This window comes from Streptomyces sp. Go-475 (genome assembly GCF_003330845.1).
Lineage (GTDB): Bacteria > Actinomycetota > Actinomycetes > Streptomycetales > Streptomycetaceae > Streptomyces.
This window is the reverse complement of sequence record NZ_CP026121.1, coordinates 1,589,798-1,607,294: the sequence shown is the minus strand read 5'-3', so window position 1 is coordinate 1,607,294 and position 17,497 is coordinate 1,589,798. Positions and strand designations below refer to the sequence as shown.

Below are 17,497 nucleotides of genomic sequence, written 5' to 3'. Positions count from 1 at the left end.
GACGCCCCGCCCCGGAGGAAGCGCGATGAAGGCACACGACGGCATGTACATCGGGGGTGCCTGGCGCCCCGCCGCCGGCCAGGACGTGATCGAGGTCGTGAACCCGGTCGACGAGCAGGTCATCGGCACGGTCCCGGCGGGCACCGCCGAGGACGTCGACGCCGCCGTACGGGCCGCCCGCGCCGCCCTGCCCGGCTGGGCCGCGACCCCGCCCGCCGAGCGCGCGGCGCGCCTGGCCGTCCTGCGGGACGTGCTGGCGGCCCGAGCGGACGAGATCGCCGAGACCGTCACGGCCGAACTCGGCTCGCCGCTGAAGTTCTCCCAGGCCGTCCACGCCGCCGTGCCGATCGCGGTCGCCGGCTCCTACGCCGAGCTGGCGGCGACGTACGCCTTCGAGGAGAAGACCGGCAACTCGGTGGTGCACCACGAGCCGATCGGTGTCGTGGCCGCGATCACGCCGTGGAACTACCCCCTGCACCAGATCGTCGCCAAGGCCGCCCCGGCCCTCGCGGCGGGCTGCGCGATCGTGGTGAAGCCCGCCGAGGACACCCCGCTGGTGGCCCGGCTCTTCGCCGAGGCGGTGCACGAGGCCGGGGTCCCGGCGGGCGTCTTCAACCTCGTCACCGGCCTCGGCCCGGTCGCCGGGCAGGCGCTCGCCGAGCATCCCGGTGTCGACCTGGTCTCCTTCACCGGCTCCACCGCCGTCGGCCGCCGGATCGCCGCGATCGCCGCCGGGCAGGTCAAGAAGGTCGCCCTGGAACTCGGCGGCAAGTCCGCCAACGTCATCCTCCCGACCGCCGACCTCGCCAAGGCCGTCAACGTCGGCGTCGCCAACGTCATGTCCAACTCCGGGCAGACGTGCAGCGCCTGGACCCGGATGCTCGTCCACCGCGACCAGTACGAGGAGGCGGTCGGGCTCGCCACGACGGCCGCCGCCAAGTACGGCGAGCGCATCGGCCCGGTCGTCAACGCCAAGCAGCAGGCCCGGGTGCGCGGCTACATCGAGAAGGGCGTCGCCGAGGGCGCCCGCCTGGTCGCCGGCGGCCCGGAGGCCCCGCGTGAGACGGGCTACTTCGTCAGCCCGACCGTCTTCGCCGACGTCACCCCGGACATGACCATCGCCCAGGAGGAGATCTTCGGGCCGGTCCTGTCGATCCTCCGCTACGAGGACGAGGAGGACGCCCTGCGGATCGCCAACGGCACGGTCTACGGGCTGGCCGGTGCCGTCTGGGCCGGGGACGAGGCCGAGGCGGTGGCCTTCGCCCGCCGGATGGAGACCGGCCAGGTCGACATCAACGGCGGCCGCTTCAACCCCCTCGCCCCCTTCGGCGGCTACAAGCAGTCCGGCGTCGGCCGCGAACTCGGCGTGCACGGCCTGGCCGAGTACCTCCAGACCAAGTCCCTCCAGTTCTAGTCAGGGAGTCCCCTCCGCCATGGCTGTCCGCGCCGCCGTCCTGCCCGCCGTGGGCTCCCCGCTGGAGATCACCGGCATCGACCTGCCCGACCCCGGACCCGGTCAGGTCCGCGTCCGGCTCGCCGCCGCCGGGGTCTGCCACTCCGACCTGTCCCTGTCCGACGGCACCATGCGCGTGCCGGTCCCGGCCGTCCTCGGCCACGAGGGCGCCGGCACGGTCGTCGCCGTCGGCGAGGGCGTCACCCACGTCTCACCCGGCGACGGGGTCGTCCTCAACTGGGCCCCGTCCTGCGGCGCCTGCCACGCCTGCTCGCTCGGGGAGGTGTGGCTGTGCGCCAACGCCCTGAGCGGCGCCGCCGACGTCTACGCCCGCACCGCCGAGGGCACCGACCTCCACCCCGGGCTGAACGTCGCCGCGTTCGCCGAGGAGACGGTCGTCTCCGCCGGCTGCGTCCTGCCCGTCCCGGACGGCGTCCCGCTCACCGACGCGGCCCTCCTCGGCTGCGCCGTCCTCACCGGTTACGGCGCCGTCCACCACTCCGCCCGGGTCCGCCACGGCGAGACGGTCGCCGTCTTCGGCGTCGGGGGAGTCGGCCTCGCCGCTCTCCAGGCGGCCCGGATCGCCGGCGCCTCGCGGATCATCGCGGTGGACGTCTCCCCGGCGAAGGAGGAGCTGGCCCGGGCGGCCGGTGCCACCGACTACCTCGTCGCCTCCGACACCACCGCCCGCGAGGTCCGCGGCCTCACCGGCAAGCAGGGCGTGGACGTGGCCGTCGAGTGCGCCGGACGCGCCGTCACCATCCGCACGGCCTGGGACTCCACCCGCCGCGGCGGCCGCACCACGGTCGTCGGCATCGGCGGCAAGGACCAGCAGGTCACCTTCAACGCCCTGGAGATCTTCCACTGGGGCCGCACCCTGACCGGCTGCGTCTACGGCAACTCCGACCCCGCGCGGGACCTCCCGGTCCTGGCCGAGCACGTCCGGGCGGGCCGCCTCGACCTCGGCGCCCTGGTGACGGAACGCATCTCCCTGGACGGCATCCCGGCGGCCTTCGAGAACATGCTGGCCGGCAAGGGCGGTCGCGCCCTGGTCGTCTTCTAGCCCGCCTCCGCCCGCACCCCGGTCTCCCCGCGAGGCCGGGGCCGCAGGCATGTCCGTACGTCACTGAATGCCACGTACAGGCAAAAAAGTCCTGGTGCACGACCCGTTGACGGGCATACCGTCCGGTCAGTACGTTCCCGGAACCCGAGCCACCCCCCGTTCCGTCCCCGCACCCACCGGAGCGTGCACCGCATGGACACGGCACCATCCGCTCAGCCCGCCCCCACGCCGCCCGCCGCGGGCAACCGCCGCCGCGTGGCCACCGCGGCGGCGCTCGCCTCGGCCGTCGAGTGGTACGACTACTTCGTCTTCGGCATCGCCGCCGCCCTCGTCCTCGGCGACCTCTACTTCCCCGCCGGCAGCCCGACCGCCGGCGTCCTCGCCTCGTTCGCCACCTTCGCCGTCGGCTTCCTCGCCCGCCCCCTCGGCGGCATCGTCGCCGGCCACCTCGGCGACAAACGCGGCCGCAAGCCGATGCTGGTCCTCGCCCTCACGCTGATGGGCGTGGCCACCACCGGCATCGGCCTGCTCCCGACCTACGACACGATCGGCGTCGCCGCCCCGATCCTGCTCGTGCTGCTCCGGGTCGCGCAGGGCGTCGCCGTCGGCGCCCAGTGGGGCGGTGCGATGCTCCTCGCCACCGAGTACGCCCCGGAGGGCAAGCGCGGCGTCTACGGCAGCGTCGTCCAGCTCGGCGTCCCCATCGGCGTGGTCACCGCCAACACCGTGTTCCTGCTGGCCGGGGCGCTCACCACCGACTCGGCGTTCGCCGCCTGGGGCTGGCGCGTGCCGTTCCTGGTCGGCCTGCTGGTCCTCGGCCTCGCCTGGTACATCCACACCCGCGTCGAGGAGACCCCCGCGTTCCGGGAAGCCGAACGCGCGCTCGCCGAGCAGGAGAAGTCCGAGCAGAGCTCCCCGCTGCGCACCATCCTGCGCGGCCACCTCGGCACGGTGCTCCTGGCCGGCGGCTCCTTCGCCGTGAACACCGCGACCTTCTACATCCTCATCACGGGCGTCCTCGACTACACGACCCGCGAACTGGACATGAAGAAGGGCCCGGTCCTGCTGGTCTCGCTCTGCGTCAGCCTGACCCAGCTCGTGCTGATCCCGGCCGCCGCCGCGCTCTCCGACCGCGTCGGCCGCATCCGGATCTACGCCCTCGGCGCGGCCGGCATCGCCCTGTGGGCCGTCCCGCTCTTCCTGCTGATCGACACCGGCTCGCTGCTGTGGCTCGCCGTCGGCACCTTCGTCGCCAGCTGCTTCCTGAGCATCATGTACGGACCCCAGGCGGCCCTGTTCGCCGAGCTGTTCACGCCCGAGATGCGCTACACCGGAGCCTCCCTGGGCTACCAGATCGCGGCCGTCGCGGGCGGCGGGCTCGCCCCCTTCGTGATGGTGCTGCTGCTGGAGGCGACCGGCACCTCGATGGCCGTGTCCGGCTACATCATCGCGCTGTCGGTGATCGCGCTGGTGTCCATCAAGGTCCTCGCGGACCGGGCGCGTGCGGCGCAGCCGGAGGCCGCGCCCGAGGCCCGCGCGGAGGCCGAGTCAGCGAGCTGAGTCCGGGGCCTGCTCGGGCCGGCGTTCCGCGACCGCTCCCGGAACGCCGGCCCGGGCCGCCGCCCGCGACCGGGACACCGCCACACCCGCCAGGCACAGCGCGCCACCGGCCAGCGTGAGCAGGCCCGGCACCTCGCCGAGGAACAGCCAGGACATCAGGACGACCAGGGCCGGCACCGCGTACGTCGTCGCGCCCATCCGGCTCGCGGTCGTCCGGGACAGCGCGTACGCCCACGTGGTGAAGGCGAGGGCCGTCGGGAAGACGCCCAGGTAGACCATGTTGAGCGTGGCGGAGGCCGGCGCCTGCGCGGCCTCCTGCACCAGCTGCCCCGCGAACGGCAGACACACCACCGCGCCGACCAGGCAGCCGAACGTCGTCACCTGCAACGGACTCGCCGAGCCCAGCGCGGGCTTCTGCGCCACCACGCCACCGGCGTACGCGACCGCCGCCAGCAGGCACAGCACCACCCCGAGCACCGAGGAACCGCCCTCACCCGACATCGACAGCCCCACGGTCACCGCACCGGCGAACGACACCGCCATCCCCGCCAGCAGCCGCGGTGGCATCGGGTCGCCGAGCAGCCGGGCCCCGAGCAGCGCGATCAGGACCGGCCCGATGTTCACGACCAGGGCGGCCGTACCCGCGTCGACCTGCTGCTCGCCCCAGTTCAGGGCGACCATGTAGAAGCCGAACCACAGCACACCCGATATCCCGATCCCGCGCCAGGCCGAGCGCGGCGGCCACGTCTCGCGCCGCAGCAGGCAGATCACGCCCAGCGTCAGCGCCCCCGCGAGCAGCCGCCCGAGCGCCAGCGCACCCGGCGAGTACGCCTCGCCCGCGCTGCGGATCGAGACGAAGGCGGACGCCCACAGCACGACGGTGACGGTGGCCGCGCCCGCGGCGAGCACCTCGGCTCGACGGGCGGGTGCGGCAGGGGAGTTGTTCATCATGCTCCTGAGGCTAGGCCCGGGCCCGGCACGCGGGCTCGCGGATTTCGGACGGGGCGCCGGGCGGCGGGAGTGCGTGCCAGGCGTGGCGGGGCAGGCGGGACGGTGCGGACACCCCTAGCGCAGTGCGCGGGCCTCGACGCCCAGCAGGTCGAAGAGGGCGCGTTCGCCGGCGGCCGTCACCTTCACCGCCCGCTCGGAGCCGATGCGCACGCACCACCCCGCGTCCAGGGCGTGCCGGCACAGGGCCGCGCCCGCGACCCCCGCGAGATGGGGGCGGCGTTCGGTCCAGTCCAGACACGCCCGGGCCAGGGGACGCCGGCCCCGCCGCTCGAGGCCGATGCCGCTCGCCGCGAACCACGCCAGCCCCGCGTCGGTGAGCGCGAACCCGGTCTCCTGCTGGAGCAGCCCGCGGTCCGTCAGCGCGTCCGTGACCGTGATACCGAGCCGCCCGGCGAGGTGGTCGTAGCAGGTGCGGCCCCGGGCCATCGCCGAGCCGGCGCTCGACTCCCGCAGGTTCCGGGGCCGTACGGCCCTGCCCGGGGGCGCGACCTGTGCGGCCAGGTCCTCCACCAGTTGCGCGATCCGCGCGTCGGCCAGCCGGACGTACCGGTGCCGGCCCTGCCGCTCCTCGGCGAGCAGCCCGCCCGCGACGAGCCGGCCCAGGTGCTCGCTCAGGGTCGAGGCGGCGACACCGGCGTGCCGCGCCAGCTCGCCCGCCGTCCAGGCCCGCCCGTCGAGCAGCGCGAGCAGGCACCTGGCCCGGGTCTCGTCCGCGATCAGCCCGGCGAGCCGCGCGAGTGCCGTGGCCTGCGGGTCTCTCGTCTTCATGTCCCCAGCATGGGACACGGACCGTTCGGCCGCCGCCGAAGTGTCCGGGTGGTGGTCCTAGGCCGTCCGCCGCACCTGCTCGTACTGCCGCGCCAACCCGTCCAGCAGGGCCGTCAGCCCGGTCTCGAAGGCCCGCTCGTCGATCTTCTCCTGCCGATCGGACAGGAGGTGGGCCTGCCCCAGGTGCGGGTAGTCGGCGGGGTCGTACGCGCTCGCGTCGTCCACGAAGCCGCCGGCGAACGAGCCGAGCGCCGAGCCCATGATGAAGTACCGCATCAGCGCGCCGATGGACGTGGCGTGCGCCGGCGGCCAGCCCGCCTCGACCATCGCGCCGTAGACGGCGTCGGCGAGCCGCAGCGCTGCCGGGCGGCGGCCGGGGCCGCGGGCCAGCACCGGGACGATGTTCGGGTGGTCGCGCAGCGCGGCCCGGTAGGAGACGGCCCAGTCGTGCAGCGCGGTCCGCCAGTCCCGGCCGCCCTGGAACATCGACAGGTCCACCTGGCCGCTCACCGAGTCGGCGACCGCCTCCAGGATCTCGTCCTTGGTGCGGAAGTGGTTGTAGAGCGAGGGCCCGCTGACGCCCAGTTCGGCGGCGAGCCGGCGCGTGGAGACGGCCGCGAGGCCCTCCGCGTCCACGAGCGCGCGGGCCGCCTCGACGATCCGGTCGGTGCTGAGCAGGGGCTTGCGCGGTCGGGCCATGGCGCACATAGTAGGGCTGCGGCTGGAAACTAGCAGTGCTAATTTAAATGCACGCTTTTCACGTGCGGTACGGCGTCCGGATGGGGTGACTCGTGGTGAACCTGGAGCTCAGCGAGGAGCAGAGCGCGGTCCGGCAGCTCGCGCGGGACTTCGTGGAGCGGGAGATCACCCCGAACGCCGTCGCCTGGGACCGCGCCGAGGAGGTCGACCGCGCGATCGTGAAGAAGCTCGGCGAGGTCGGCTTCCTGGGGCTGACGATCGACGAGGAGTACGGCGGCTCCGGCGGCGACCACCTCGCGTACTGCCTGGTCACGGAGGAACTCGGCCGGGGCGACTCGTCCGTGCGCGGCATCGTCTCCGTCTCCCTCGGGCTCGTCGCCAAGACCGTCGCCGCCTGGGGGAGCGAGGAGCAGAAGCGGCGCTGGCTGCCCGGCCTGACCTCCGGCGCGGTGGTGGGCTGCTTCGGCCTGACCGAGCCGGGCACCGGCTCCGACGCGGGCAACCTCACGACGCGGGCGGTGCGCGACGGCGACGAGTACGTCGTCAATGGCACCAAGATGTTCATCACCAACGGCACCTGGGCCGACGTCGTCCTGCTCTTCGCCCGCTCCACGGACGCCCCCGGCCACAAGGGCGTCACCGCCTTCCTCGTCCCCACCGACACGCCCGGCCTGACCCGCCGCACCATCCACGGCAAGCTCGGGCTGCGCGGCCAGGCCACCGCGGAACTCGTCCTGGAGGACGTGCGCGTGCCGGCCTCCGCGATGCTGGGGGAGGAGGGCAAGGGCTTCTCCGTCGCCATGTCCGCCCTCGCCAAGGGGCGGATGTCCGTCGCGGCCGGGTGCGTCGGCATCGCCCAGGCGGCTCTGGACGCGGCCGTGCGCTACGCCGGGGAACGCGAGCAGTTCGGCACGCCCATCGCCCGCCACCAGCTGGTCCAGGAGCTGATCAGCGACATCGCCGTGGACGTCGACGCCGCCCGGCTGCTGACCTGGCGGGTCGCCGACCTGGTCGACCGGGGGCGGCCGTTCGCCGTCGAGTCGTCGAAGGCCAAGCTGTTCGCCTCGGAGGCGGCCGTCCGCGCCGCGAACAACGCGCTGCAGGTCTTCGGCGGTTACGGCTACATCGACGAGTACCCGGCGGGCAAACTGCTGCGGGACGCCCGCGTGATGACCCTCTACGAGGGCACGAGCCAGATCCAGAAGCTGGTCATCGGGCGGGCGCTGACCGGGGTTTCGGCGTTCTGAGGAAGCGGTCGGGTGCGGTCGGATACCCGCGCGATCCGAGTACCCGAGCGATCTGAGTAGCGGAACGGATGTGGCGCGGGTCGCGTTCGCCGAAGCTGGCCCCATGAGTGACACACCGGGCAAGCCGCAGAACACGGCCGCCTTCTACGGCCAGGCCGTCGCCTCCTTCGCCGTCGCCATGGCGGCCACCGCGATCGGCATCTACCAGCTGAGCGCCGACGCCTGGGTGCGGGGCTTCCTCGCCGTCGCGGTGCTGTACCTGGTCACCTCCTCCTTCACGCTGGCCAAGGTGGTCCGGGACCGGCAGGAGGGGGCGGCGGCTCCCTCGTACACCCCCTTCGAGAAGCACTGAGGGAAAGGCACCGGGCCGCCACGCTAAGCGCTCGCTCACCTTCGGCGGTATGGTGGTGGCCCTGTCAGTGGAGAGGGGCGAGTGATGAGTACGGCGGAGGAGACGGCCGGCGGCGAGGCGCAGGCGTGGGGCGAGGTCACGCCCGACGCGGCGCGGCGGCTGCTGATCGCCGCGGTGGAGGCCTTCGCCGAGCGCGGCTACCACGCCACGACGACCCGTGACATCGCGGGCCGTGCCGGGATGAGCCCGGCCGCGCTCTACATCCACTACAAGACCAAGGAAGAACTGCTGCACCGCATCAGCAGGATCGGGCACGAGAAGGCCCTGGAGATCCTGCGGACGGCGTCCCGCCGCGAGGGCGGCCCCACCGAGCGGCTCGCCGACGCGGTGAGTTCCTTCGTACGCTGGCACGCGGGCGGGCGGACCACCGCGCGGGTCGTGCAGTACGAACTCGACTCGCTCGGGCCCGACGCCCGCGCCGAGATCCTCGCGCTGCGCCGCCAGGTCGACGCGGAGGTGCGCGGGATCATCGAGGAGGGCGTGCGGACGGGCGAGTTCGAGGTCATCGACGTGCACGGGACGACGCTGGCCGTGCTGTCGCTCTGCATCGACGTGGCCCGGTGGTTCAACGTCGACGGTCCCCGGACGCCGGAGGAGGTCGGCGAGCTGTACGCCGACCTCGTGCTGCGGATGGTGGGGGCCGGGGCCGGGGCCTCGGAGGCCGCGGCTCAGAAGTAGTAGCGCGAGACGGACTCGGCGACGCACACGGGCTTGTCGCCGCCCTCGCGTTCCACGGTGAAGGCGACGGTGATCTGGGCGCCGCCCGGCACGTCGTCGACGCCGGTGATCGTGGCGGTGGCGCGCAGACGGGAGCCGACCGGGACGGGGGCGGGGAAACGCACCTTGTTCGTCCCGTAGTTGACGCCCATCTTCACGTTCTCGACGGAGATCAGCTGCGGGCCGAAGAGGGGGAGCAGCGACAGGGTCAGATAGCCGTGCGCGATGGTGGTGCCGAAGGGGCCCGCGGCGGCCTTCTCCGGGTCGACGTGGATCCACTGGTGGTCGCCGGTGGCCTCCGCGAAGAGGTCGATCCGCTTCTGGTCGATGTCGAGCCAGTCGGTGTGTCCCAGCTGCTCGCCGATCGCCGCCTTCAGGTCGTCGACGGATGTGAAGATCCTCGGCTCTGCCATGTCTTCCAGACCTCTCCGTGTCGCATTGCTAAGCGACTGCTTAGCATGGTCGGCCGCGGAGGCTGTGTCAACGGACTCGGTAGGGTTCGACGGGTGCCTCAGATTTCAGAGAAGATCCATGAACTCACGGTCGGGCAGCTCTCGGCGCGCAGTGGCGCCGCCGTCTCCGCCCTGCACTTCTACGAGTCCAAGGGCCTGATCAGCAGTCGCCGGACGTCCGGCAACCAGCGGCGCTACTCCCGGGACACGCTGCGCCGGGTCGCGTTCATCAGGGCCGCGCAGCGGGTGGGCATCCCGCTGGCGACGATCCGCGAGGCGCTGGCGGAACTTCCCGAGGAGCGGACGCCGACGCGGGAGGACTGGGCGCATCTGTCGGAGGCGTGGCGCTCGGAGCTGGACGAGCGGATCAATCAGCTGAACCGCCTGCGGGACCACCTCACCGACTGCATCGGCTGCGGCTGCCTGTCCCTCGACACGTGCGTGCTGTCCAACCCGGGTGACGTGTTCGGTGAACGCCGGGCCGGTTCGCGCCTGATGGTGGAACGCAACGGTGGTGGGGGTGCGCGTGGCGCGTGACGCCGGGGAGGGGGTCGGGGCCGCGCCGGGGGGTGTCCGTCCTCGGAACGGCGCGATGGACTTGCGAACCGACTGACCGTCCGTCGACGCGCCAACCGCTGCGGGCGGACACCCCCCGACACGTCCCCTTCCGTGGTCCGGCGACTGCGGGCGCGTCGTGGCTGCCGCCTCACCGGTCTCAGCTGCGGGCGCGGCCGCCAATCCCGCCCAGTTGCGGGCACGTCGTTGCTCACCTGTCTGCCTTAGCGCGGGCAATCGTGCCGCTAAGGGCGGCACGGGTGGGCGCAGCGCACCCCGTTCCGCCGGGTTGCGGACCCACCCGGCCTCAGCAAGAACGCCGAGTACCTAACCGGTCCGGTACTCCACCAACCCCGCCGCCACCAACTCCGCGTTGGACCCCGCCCGCCGCCCATCGGGCAGAAGCAGCACATCCTCCAGCCCGACCCGCGTGGCCAACCCCAACCGCCCGGCGAGCCGCAGCACCGGCCACGCGCCCCCGTCCTCCCCGTGCAGCAGGACAGGACGCCCGTGCGCCGCGCCGAGGTCGGACAGCAGTGCCCGCGCGGAGACCACCGCGCTCGACGGGTCCGTGTCCGTCACCTCCGCCAGCACCCGCAGGACCTTCGGGGCGAGCGGCGACACCGCGAAGCGCTCCGCCGCGTCCGTCCCGGACCAGATGCCGGCCTCCACCCCCACCCCGAGAGCGAGCAGCTCGGCAGCCACCTGTTCCGCCCCCGGCTCATGCCAGTTGACCGAGGCGTGGTCGGGGAGGACGGTCCAGCTCCGGATCCGGTCGAGCCGGGCTGCGGGGTCCGGCTCGGCCCACGCCCCCGTCGTCACCCCCACCGGCACCGACACGCGCGCCCGGATCGCCCCCAGCGTCTCCGCGAGCACCCTCGGCGACAGCGTGTCCCGCCCGCACGGCGTCTTGGGATGGACATGGATGTCCGTGGCCCCGGCCGCGACGGCGGCCGCCGCGGAGTCGGCCATCGACTCGGGCGTCAGCGGCACCGCCGTACCGTCAGCGGCGGTCCGCGGACCGTTCAGACATACCTGCACCATGTCAGCGATGGTGCCACGCGGCACCGACAGTGGGGGTGCGGCATCCCCGGCGCACCCCCCGCGCACCCGCATCCGTCAAGCCGACACCAGCAACCTCGCCCGCCTGGCGTCCGCCAGGGCTTCGGGCGTGAGCACGGGACGCGGCACCAGGATTCCGCAGTCCGTGCAGACCGGACCCGCCGAGGGTTCGTGATCCAGGCCGTACTTCCAGGCGAGTCGTTCTCCGTCGCACACCGGGCAGTTCGAGCCCGGTTCGCGCTCCAGCGCGGCGATCAGCCGGCGCAGCACCTCGGCCAGCGGTTCACGGGGATGGACCGCCGGATCGTCGCACCACGCCACGCCGAAACCGCCCCAGGTCAGCCGGTGCCAGTCGTCCACACTGCCCGGCCTGCGCAGTCCGTCGTGCTTCTCCTTCTTGCGGCGCTCGGCGAACTCGACCTCGTAGGCGAGCCAGACCGCCCGCGCCTCCTCCAGTTCGTCCAGTGCGGCCACGAGCCGCGCCGGATCGGGGGACCGGTCCTCGGGACCGAACCCTGCCCGGGAGCACAAATGGTCCCAGGTCGCCCTGTGTCCGTAAGGGGCGAACCTCTCAAGGCACTTGCGCAGCGAATAACGCCGCAAGGCCAGATCGCACCGCGGATCGCGGACCTGTCTCGCCAGACTCCGGAAACCGGCCATCGTCCTGCACCTCCGTCACACCTGCACCTGTACATCCGGTCACTTCGGCGTCGTCGTACGGACGTCGCCGAATAGACGTATCGACAAGCGAATCGGCTCCATCCGATTTCAAATGGCCTCCATAAGCGGTCCGAAGAGGCTCGCCAGTCGACTGCCGTGATCCGTGTGCCTGTTGTGCTGACTCCCAAAAGTGACGCTTGTTCATCTTCAAACGCGGGGATACCGGCGGTAACATCCCGCCCACCCCCACGGGAGGAGCTCCCATGCCACGGCGTCACCCACGCACCGTTCTCGACAGAATGAGAACTCCCCGCGGAATCCCCGGGTTCCTGAAGACCGCATCGGTATGCGCCCTGATCGCGGGTCTTTTGTCGCCCCTGGCCCCGGCGGCGGCCGCGGAGACGACGACCGCCCAGGCCGCGGCCGTCGCGAACGACCACTGCGGCAAGCAGTGTTCGGACATCCTCCCGCCCGGCCAGAACGGCAACGCCACCCTCGCCCAGATCCTCCTCAACCAGGCCTTCGGCACCCAGCCCGAGCACGCCGAGGACCAGCTCGGGCCCTATGCCGACCTCGCCAAGGGCTACACCGGACTCACCAACGACAAGATCAACACCTTCTTCAACGACGCCTCGTTCGGCGTCCCGGCGGACCAGGTGGCCTCCACGGTCAAGCCCGCCGGGCGCAGTGACGTGACGATCGTCCGCGACAAGAAGACCGGGGTGCCGCACATCACCGGTACGACGAGATACGGCACCGAGTTCGGCGCCGGCTTCGCCGCCGCCCAGGACCGGCTGTGGCTCATGGACGTCTTCCGGCACGTCGGACGCGGGCAGCTGACCTCCTTCGCCGGCGGCGCGCCCTCCAACCAGGGGCTGGAGCAGCAGTTCTGGCGGCACGCGCCCTACACCGAGGCCGATCTGCAGGCGCAGATCGACAACGCCGTCGCCACCAACGGCGAGCGCGGCAAGCAGGCCCTCGCCGACGCGAAGGCCTACCTCGACGGCATCAACGCCTACATCGACGCCTCCGACAGCGGCCGGTACTTCCCCGGCGAGTACGTCCTGACGGGCCACAAGGACTCCGTCACCAACGCCGGGAAGATAGAGCACTTCAAGATCACCGACCTGGTCGCCCTGGCCTCGGTCATCGGCGCGCTCTTCGGCTCCGGCGGAGGCGGCGAGGTCAACAACGCGATCTCGCTGCTGGCCGCCCAGGAGAAGTACGGCGTCGCCGAGGGCACCAAGGTGTGGGAGTCCTTCCGGATGCGCAACGATCCGGAGGCCGTCCTCACCCAGCACAGCGGCAGCTTCCCGTACGCGACCAGGCCGGACGCCCCGCAGGGCACGGCCCTGCCCGACGCCGGTTCGGTGCGGCAGGAACCGCTCGTGTACGACCGCACGGGCAGCGCCGCCGCGTCGAGCGCCACCGGCGCGTCCCGCGACGCGGCGAAGACGGCCCTGTCCTCCGCCAAGCGCGGCATGTCCAACGCCCTCGTGGTCAGCGGCGAGCACACCGCCAGCGGTCACCCGGTCGCCGTGTTCGGCCCGCAGACCGGCTACTTCGCCCCGCAGCTGCTGCTGCTCCAGGAGCTCCAGGGCCCGGGCATCAGCGCCCGCGGCGCCTCCTTCGCCGGCCTGAGCTTCTACGTCGAACTCGGCCGCGGCCAGGACTACGCCTGGAGCGCCACCACCTCCGGCCAGGACATCATCGACACGTACGCCGTCGAACTGTGCCAGGACGACTACCACTACCTGTACCGCGGCACCTGCACCCCGATGGAGAAGGTCGAGCAGAAGAACGCCTGGAAGCCGACCGTCGCCGACGGCACCGCGGCCGGTTCGTACACGATGCGGGTGTGGCGCACCAAGTACGGGCCGGTGGAGTACCGCGCCACGGTCGGCGGCAAGAAGGTCGCCTACACCACCCTGCGCTCGTCCTTCCTGCACGAGGCCGACTCCATCATCGGCTTCCAGATGCTGAACGACCCGGACTACGTGAAGGGCCCGGAGGACTTCCAGAAGGCGGTGCAGCACATCAACTACACCTTCAACTGGTTCTACGCCGACTCCGAGCACACCGCGTACTACAACAGCGGCGACAACCCCGTGCGCGCGAACGGCGTCGACGCGGAGTTCCCGGTGTGGGCCCGCCCGGCGTACGAGTGGCGCGGCTGGGACCCGGCGACCAACACGGCCGACTACACCCCGCCCTCCGCCCACCCCCGATCCATCGACCAGGACTACTACATCTCCTGGAACAACAAGCAGGCCAAGGACTACACGACCGCGCCCTGGGGCAACGGGTCCGTGCACCGCGGCAACCTCCTCGAGGACCGCGTGAAGAAGCTGGTCCAGCAGGGCGGGGTGACCCGCGCCTCGCTGGTGAAGGCCATGGCGGACGCGGGGCTCGCCGACCTGCGGGCCGAGGACGTCCTGCCCAAGCTGCTGAAGGTCGTCAACAGCGCGCCCGTCACCGACCCGGCGGCGGCCGCCGCCGTCGGCAAGCTCCAGGCGTGGCTCGCCGCGGGCGGAAAGCGCACCGAGACCACGGCCGGCTCCAAGAAGTACGCCGACGCCGACGCGATCCGCATCCTGGACGCCTGGTGGCCGCTGCTGGTGAAGGCCGAGTTCGAACCCGGCCTGGGCAGTGAGCTGTACGAGGCGATGACCGCCAACCTGCCCGTCGACGAGTCCCCGTCGGCCTCCCACGGCCCGACCGGCTCGCACGCCGGAAGCTCCTTCCAGTACGGCTGGTGGAGCTACGTCGACAAGGACATCCGGGCCGTCCTCGGCGAGCAGGTGAAGGGTCCGCTGGCCCGGAAGTACTGCGGCGACGGCAGCCTCGGCGCCTGCCGGGACACGCTCATCAGCACCTTGAAGGAGGCGGCCGGCAAGACCGCGGCCCAGGTCTACCCCGGCGACGACGTGTGCGCGGCGGGCGACCAGTGGTGTGCCGACTCCATCAACCACCGCACCCTCGGCGGCATCAAGCACGGCAAGATCAGTTGGCAGAACCGGCCGACCTACCAGCAGGTCGTGGAGTTCACCTCACACCGGTGAGCGCCGGGTGACGTACGGTCCGGCGGCGGGTCAGCGGACGCGGCCCGCCGCCAGCACCAGCCGGGCCAGCTCCTCGTGCAGGATGTCGCTGTGCGCCCCGGCCGGCGGCCCGCCCCGTCTCACCACCGCCGCCGCGTCCACGTTCACGCACCCCCAGGCGGGCAGCTTCGCCCGCAGCGCCTGCGCGAGGGTGTACGCGCGCGTGCCCGGCACCGCCTGTACGCCGTCGTAGCCCAGCGCGCCCCACTTGGCGCCCAGCGCCCGCCTCAGGTCGAGGCCGGTGACCGACCGGCTGTCGCCCGCCATGCGGGAGGCCAGCGGGTACATCGTGCCGAGTGCCGCGTCGTGCCGGGAGTGGCAGCACACCAGGGGACCGTCGACGCGGTTCTGCTGCCCCTGGAGCACCCCTGTGGCCCGGGCGTCGTGCGGCAGCCGGGCCGCGAACGCGTAGTGCGAGAACGCCCCTTGGAGCAGCGTCACCGACTTCACCGTGCGGACGCCCTCGGGGAGCCCGCGCAGCGCGAACGACACCAGCCGCGCGCCGAAGCTGTGCCCGACGAGGTGCACGCGCACGTCCGGCGCCGCCGTGGCGAGCTGCCCGACGACCCGGCCGAGTCCGCGCTCGCCGACGGTTCCCGCGCGCCGCTTCATCGCGTAGTACGTCGCCTGCCGCAGCAGTTCGTGGGCGCCGTCCCAGGGGTTCGGGATCCTGAACTCCTGTGGGGCGCCGGGGAGTTCCGACTCCGCCAGCGCCCGCGCGAACTCCTCGCAGGCCGCCGCCGAGGACCCGGCGAGCATCCCCGGCTCGCTCTGCGGCACGCCCTCCGCCACCGTGTCCGCCGCGAACAGCGCCTGCGGCCCGGGCGCCACCACCTCCACCAGCAGGCGCACCAGCCGTCCGAACTCCTCCAGCTCGGCCTCCTCCGGCGGCTGCTGCTCCAGCAGCCGGGCGATCTGGTCGACCAGGAGCGCCCGGCCGGGGAAGGTCTCCAGCAGCGCGTGCCGGGTGTCCTTGTCGAGGGCCGGGCGCCGGGGCGCGTCGGCCGCCACGGCCCGGGGGAAGTCGGGGATCGGCTCGTCCGAGAACCGCATCGCGGGCCAGAGCACCCCGGCGTAGCCGATCCGGGCGGCCGGGGCCAGCCGCGGCACGGGCGCGAAGAAGCGGTCGTAGAGCCGCGTCGCGCCCGAGCGGTCGTTGTTCCAGCCGTGCGCGAAGACGATCAGGTCGCGCACCTTCCGTTCGCGCACCCCGGCGAGCAGCCGGTCGCGCCGGCGGCCCGCCGGGTCCCCGTCCGCGTCGAAGGTCAGCTCCCAGTAGGGAGTCACGCTCATCGCCGGATCCGCCATGACAGGCCCCCTCGCCCCCGGGTGACGCCACGATGTGGGCGCATCGTCCTGCCAACGGGGGAGCTTGGCCATACGTCACGGGCGCATTCGGGCGCGCGGCCGCGCTCAGCGGTAGAGGAGGTACTTCCGCCGCGTCCCGCGGAACGCCGCCAGGTCCTGCTGCCACCCGGCGACCACCTCGTCGGTGTCCGCGCCCGCGTCGATCATCGCGCGCACGCGCGTGGAGCCGGTGAGCTTGTCGATCCAGTGGTCCGGGCGCCAGGCGAAACCGCTCCAGACCCGCTTGGCGGTCACGAGCAGGGCGATGCCGGTGCGGACGGGGTCGAAGGCCGCCCGGTCGTGCACATGGAGCTGCACCCCGCCGATCGTCTTCCCCTGGAACTTGGAGAAGGTGGGCGCGAAGTACGCCTCCCTGAACCGCACCCCGGGCAGGGCGAGTTCGTTCGCGGCGGCCGCCCAGCGCCGGTCGACGCCCTCCGCGCCCAGCAGCTCGAACGGCCGGGTGGTGCCGCGCCCCTCCGACAGGTTGGTGCCCTCGAACAGGCACGTCCCCGAGTACACCAGGGCCGTCTCCGGCGTCGGCATGTTCGGGCTCGGCGGCACCCAGGGCAGCCCGGAGGCGTCGTAGAAATCCGAGCGCTTCCAGCCCGACATGGTCACGGTCTCCAGCGGGACAGGCTCGGTCAGGAACTCCCCGTTGAACAGGCGCGCCAGCTCGGCGACGGTCATCCCGTGGGCCTGCGCGATCGGCTGACGTCCCACGAACGTGGCGAACTCCTTGTGCAGCACGGGCCCGAGGGCCGCCCGGCCGGTCACCGGGTTGGGCCGGTCCAGGACCACGAACCGCTTGCCCGCGAGCCGGGCCGCCTCCATGCAGTCGTACAGGGTCCAGATGTACGTGTAGAAGCGGGCGCCGACGTCCTGGATGTCGAAGACGACCGTGTCCACGCCGGACGCGGTGAAGATGTCGGCCAGCGGCCGGCCGCTCTTGAGGTACGTGTCGTAGACGGGCAGGCCGGTCGCCGGGTCGTCGTGGCGGCCCTCGGAACCGCCGGCCTGGGCGGTGCCGCGGAAGCCGTGCTCGGGGCCGAAGACGGCCCTCAGATCCACTCGGGTGTCCGCGTGCATGACGTCGACGATGTGGCGGACGTCCCGGGTGACGCCCGTGGGGTTGGTGACGATGCCGATGCGCTGACCGCGCAGGGGTTCGTAACCGGACGCGGCGAGGTTCTCGAAGCCGGTTCGCCGGTGCCGCCGGGCCTCGGCGGTGGTGGGGGTGAGCGATGCGGCTGCCGCAGTGGTCGCTGTGAGTAAGGTCCGTCTGGAAAGGCGCATGGGGTGACCTCCGTGATCCGTTCTGTGACGGTTTCGTCGTGGCTGGTCGCGCAGTTCCCCGCCCCTAGGGTGCTGCGCCGCCCCCTTCCTTGAA

At 72.5% G+C, this 17,497-nt stretch carries 16 protein-coding genes; 8 read left to right on the top strand and 8 right to left on the bottom strand.

The window, feature by feature from the left end; translation table 11 throughout:
* The first annotated feature begins 25 nt into the window (after positions 1-25).
* The 3 genes from C1703_RS07320 to C1703_RS07310 all read left to right on the top strand — a co-directional run bounded on the left by C1703_RS07320 (position 26) and on the right by C1703_RS07310 (position 4,076).
* The gene (locus tag C1703_RS07320) at positions 26-1,414 is read left to right on the top strand and encodes an aldehyde dehydrogenase family protein (protein ID WP_114251125.1); all 1,389 of its coding nucleotides are present in this window, start codon (positions 26-28) and stop codon (positions 1,412-1,414) included.
* 19 nt (positions 1,415-1,433) lie between these two features.
* Positions 1,434-2,516, top strand: a complete 1,083-nt coding sequence (locus C1703_RS07315; RefSeq protein WP_114251124.1) for a Zn-dependent alcohol dehydrogenase — start codon at positions 1,434-1,436, stop codon at positions 2,514-2,516.
* 192 nt (positions 2,517-2,708) lie between these two features.
* Entirely contained in the window at positions 2,709-4,076 is a 1,368-nt protein-coding gene (locus tag C1703_RS07310) for an MFS transporter (RefSeq protein WP_114251123.1), read from the top strand.
* Here C1703_RS07310 and C1703_RS07305 read toward each other — a convergent pair.
* From C1703_RS07305 to C1703_RS07295, 3 genes are all read right to left on the bottom strand, one after another.
* Positions 4,065-5,024, bottom strand: coding sequence for a DMT family transporter (locus C1703_RS07305; protein ID WP_114251122.1), 960 nt, complete (start codon positions 5,022-5,024; stop codon positions 4,065-4,067). The genes C1703_RS07310 and C1703_RS07305 overlap by 12 nt on opposite strands.
* A 117-nt stretch (positions 5,025-5,141) precedes the next feature.
* Positions 5,142-5,855: a winged helix-turn-helix domain-containing protein gene (locus tag C1703_RS07300; protein WP_114251121.1), complete on the bottom strand. Its 714-nt coding sequence runs from the start codon at positions 5,853-5,855 to the stop codon at positions 5,142-5,144.
* Between the two features lie 57 nt (positions 5,856-5,912).
* Entirely contained in the window at positions 5,913-6,554 is a 642-nt protein-coding gene (locus C1703_RS07295; RefSeq protein ID WP_114251120.1) for a TetR/AcrR family transcriptional regulator, read from the bottom strand.
* Positions 6,555-6,649: 95 nt separating this feature from the next.
* Here C1703_RS07295 and C1703_RS07290 point away from each other — a divergent pair, with 95 nt between their 5' ends.
* From C1703_RS07290 to C1703_RS07280, 3 genes are all read left to right on the top strand, one after another.
* On the top strand, positions 6,650-7,801 hold the full coding sequence (locus tag C1703_RS07290; RefSeq protein WP_114257326.1) for an acyl-CoA dehydrogenase family protein: 1,152 nt from the start codon (positions 6,650-6,652) through the stop codon (positions 7,799-7,801).
* 103 nt (positions 7,802-7,904) lie between these two features.
* A complete protein-coding gene (locus C1703_RS07285) occupies positions 7,905-8,153 on the top strand; it encodes a YiaA/YiaB family inner membrane protein (protein ID WP_114251119.1) in 249 nt (82 codons plus the stop codon).
* An 84-nt stretch (positions 8,154-8,237) separates the two neighbouring features.
* A complete protein-coding gene (locus tag C1703_RS07280; protein ID WP_114251118.1) occupies positions 8,238-8,891 on the top strand; it encodes a TetR/AcrR family transcriptional regulator in 654 nt (217 codons plus the stop codon).
* Here C1703_RS07280 and C1703_RS07275 read toward each other — a convergent pair.
* Positions 8,882-9,343, bottom strand: a complete 462-nt coding sequence (locus C1703_RS07275; protein ID WP_114251117.1) for a MaoC family dehydratase — start codon at positions 9,341-9,343, stop codon at positions 8,882-8,884. The two genes, C1703_RS07280 and C1703_RS07275, sit on opposite strands and share 10 nt — an antisense overlap.
* 93 nt (positions 9,344-9,436) lie before the next feature.
* On the opposite strand from C1703_RS07275, the gene soxR reads away from it, so the two are divergent.
* Positions 9,437-9,919 (top strand): redox-sensitive transcriptional activator SoxR, encoded by a 483-nt coding sequence (gene soxR / locus C1703_RS07270; RefSeq protein ID WP_114251116.1) that lies wholly within the window; start codon positions 9,437-9,439, stop codon positions 9,917-9,919.
* 345 nt (positions 9,920-10,264) lie between these two features.
* Here soxR and C1703_RS07265 read toward each other — a convergent pair whose 3' ends face one another.
* Both C1703_RS07265 and C1703_RS07260 read right to left on the bottom strand, forming a co-directional pair.
* Positions 10,265-10,981, bottom strand: a complete 717-nt coding sequence (locus tag C1703_RS07265) for a 3-keto-5-aminohexanoate cleavage protein (RefSeq protein WP_198678107.1) — start codon at positions 10,979-10,981, stop codon at positions 10,265-10,267.
* A 75-nt stretch (positions 10,982-11,056) separates the two neighbouring features.
* Positions 11,057-11,659 carry a hypothetical protein gene (locus C1703_RS07260; protein WP_114251115.1) on the bottom strand — a complete coding sequence of 201 codons (603 nt, stop codon included), beginning with the start codon at positions 11,657-11,659 and terminating at the stop codon, positions 11,057-11,059.
* A 263-nt stretch (positions 11,660-11,922) separates the two neighbouring features.
* Between C1703_RS07260 and C1703_RS07255 the strand changes: the two genes are divergently transcribed.
* Positions 11,923-14,721 carry a penicillin acylase family protein gene (locus tag C1703_RS07255; RefSeq protein WP_114251114.1) on the top strand — a complete coding sequence of 933 codons (2,799 nt, stop codon included), beginning with the start codon at positions 11,923-11,925 and terminating at the stop codon, positions 14,719-14,721.
* 30 nt (positions 14,722-14,751) lie between these two features.
* Here C1703_RS07255 and C1703_RS07250 read toward each other — a convergent pair whose 3' ends face one another.
* Both C1703_RS07250 and C1703_RS07245 read right to left on the bottom strand, forming a co-directional pair.
* Complete coding sequence (locus C1703_RS07250; protein ID WP_114251113.1) at positions 14,752-16,068, bottom strand: serine-threonine protein kinase; 1,317 nt, start codon at positions 16,066-16,068, stop codon at positions 14,752-14,754.
* A gap of 105 nt (positions 16,069-16,173) precedes the next feature.
* Positions 16,174-17,403, bottom strand: coding sequence for a DUF1343 domain-containing protein (locus C1703_RS07245; RefSeq protein ID WP_114251112.1), 1,230 nt, complete (start codon positions 17,401-17,403; stop codon positions 16,174-16,176).
* Positions 17,404-17,497 lie beyond the last annotated feature (94 nt).

Excerpts from the sequence above, each read along its gene's own strand:
- C1703_RS07320 (WP_114251125.1), top strand. The coding sequence starts at position 26 with ATGAAGGCACACGACGGCATGTACATCGGGGGTGCCTGGCGCCCCGCC.
- C1703_RS07315 (WP_114251124.1), top strand. The coding sequence starts at position 1,434 with ATGGCTGTCCGCGCCGCCGTCCTGCCCGCCGTGGGCTCCCCGCTGGAG.
- C1703_RS07310 (WP_114251123.1), top strand. The coding sequence starts at position 2,709 with ATGGACACGGCACCATCCGCTCAGCCCGCCCCCACGCCGCCCGCCGCG.
- C1703_RS07305 (WP_114251122.1), bottom strand. The coding sequence starts at position 5,024 with ATGAACAACTCCCCTGCCGCACCCGCCCGTCGAGCCGAGGTGCTCGCC.
- C1703_RS07300 (WP_114251121.1), bottom strand. The coding sequence starts at position 5,855 with ATGAAGACGAGAGACCCGCAGGCCACGGCACTCGCGCGGCTCGCCGGG.
- C1703_RS07295 (WP_114251120.1), bottom strand. The coding sequence starts at position 6,554 with ATGGCCCGACCGCGCAAGCCCCTGCTCAGCACCGACCGGATCGTCGAG.
- C1703_RS07285 (WP_114251119.1), top strand. The coding sequence starts at position 7,905 with ATGAGTGACACACCGGGCAAGCCGCAGAACACGGCCGCCTTCTACGGC.
- C1703_RS07280 (WP_114251118.1), top strand. The coding sequence starts at position 8,238 with ATGAGTACGGCGGAGGAGACGGCCGGCGGCGAGGCGCAGGCGTGGGGC.
- C1703_RS07275 (WP_114251117.1), bottom strand. The coding sequence starts at position 9,343 with ATGGCAGAGCCGAGGATCTTCACATCCGTCGACGACCTGAAGGCGGCG.
- C1703_RS07265 (WP_198678107.1), bottom strand. The coding sequence starts at position 10,981 with ATGGTGCAGGTATGTCTGAACGGTCCGCGGACCGCCGCTGACGGTACG.
- C1703_RS07260 (WP_114251115.1), bottom strand. The coding sequence starts at position 11,659 with ATGGCCGGTTTCCGGAGTCTGGCGAGACAGGTCCGCGATCCGCGGTGC.
- C1703_RS07255 (WP_114251114.1), top strand. The coding sequence starts at position 11,923 with ATGCCACGGCGTCACCCACGCACCGTTCTCGACAGAATGAGAACTCCC.
- C1703_RS07250 (WP_114251113.1), bottom strand. The coding sequence starts at position 16,068 with ATGGCGGATCCGGCGATGAGCGTGACTCCCTACTGGGAGCTGACCTTC.
- C1703_RS07245 (WP_114251112.1), bottom strand. The coding sequence starts at position 17,403 with ATGCGCCTTTCCAGACGGACCTTACTCACAGCGACCACTGCGGCAGCC.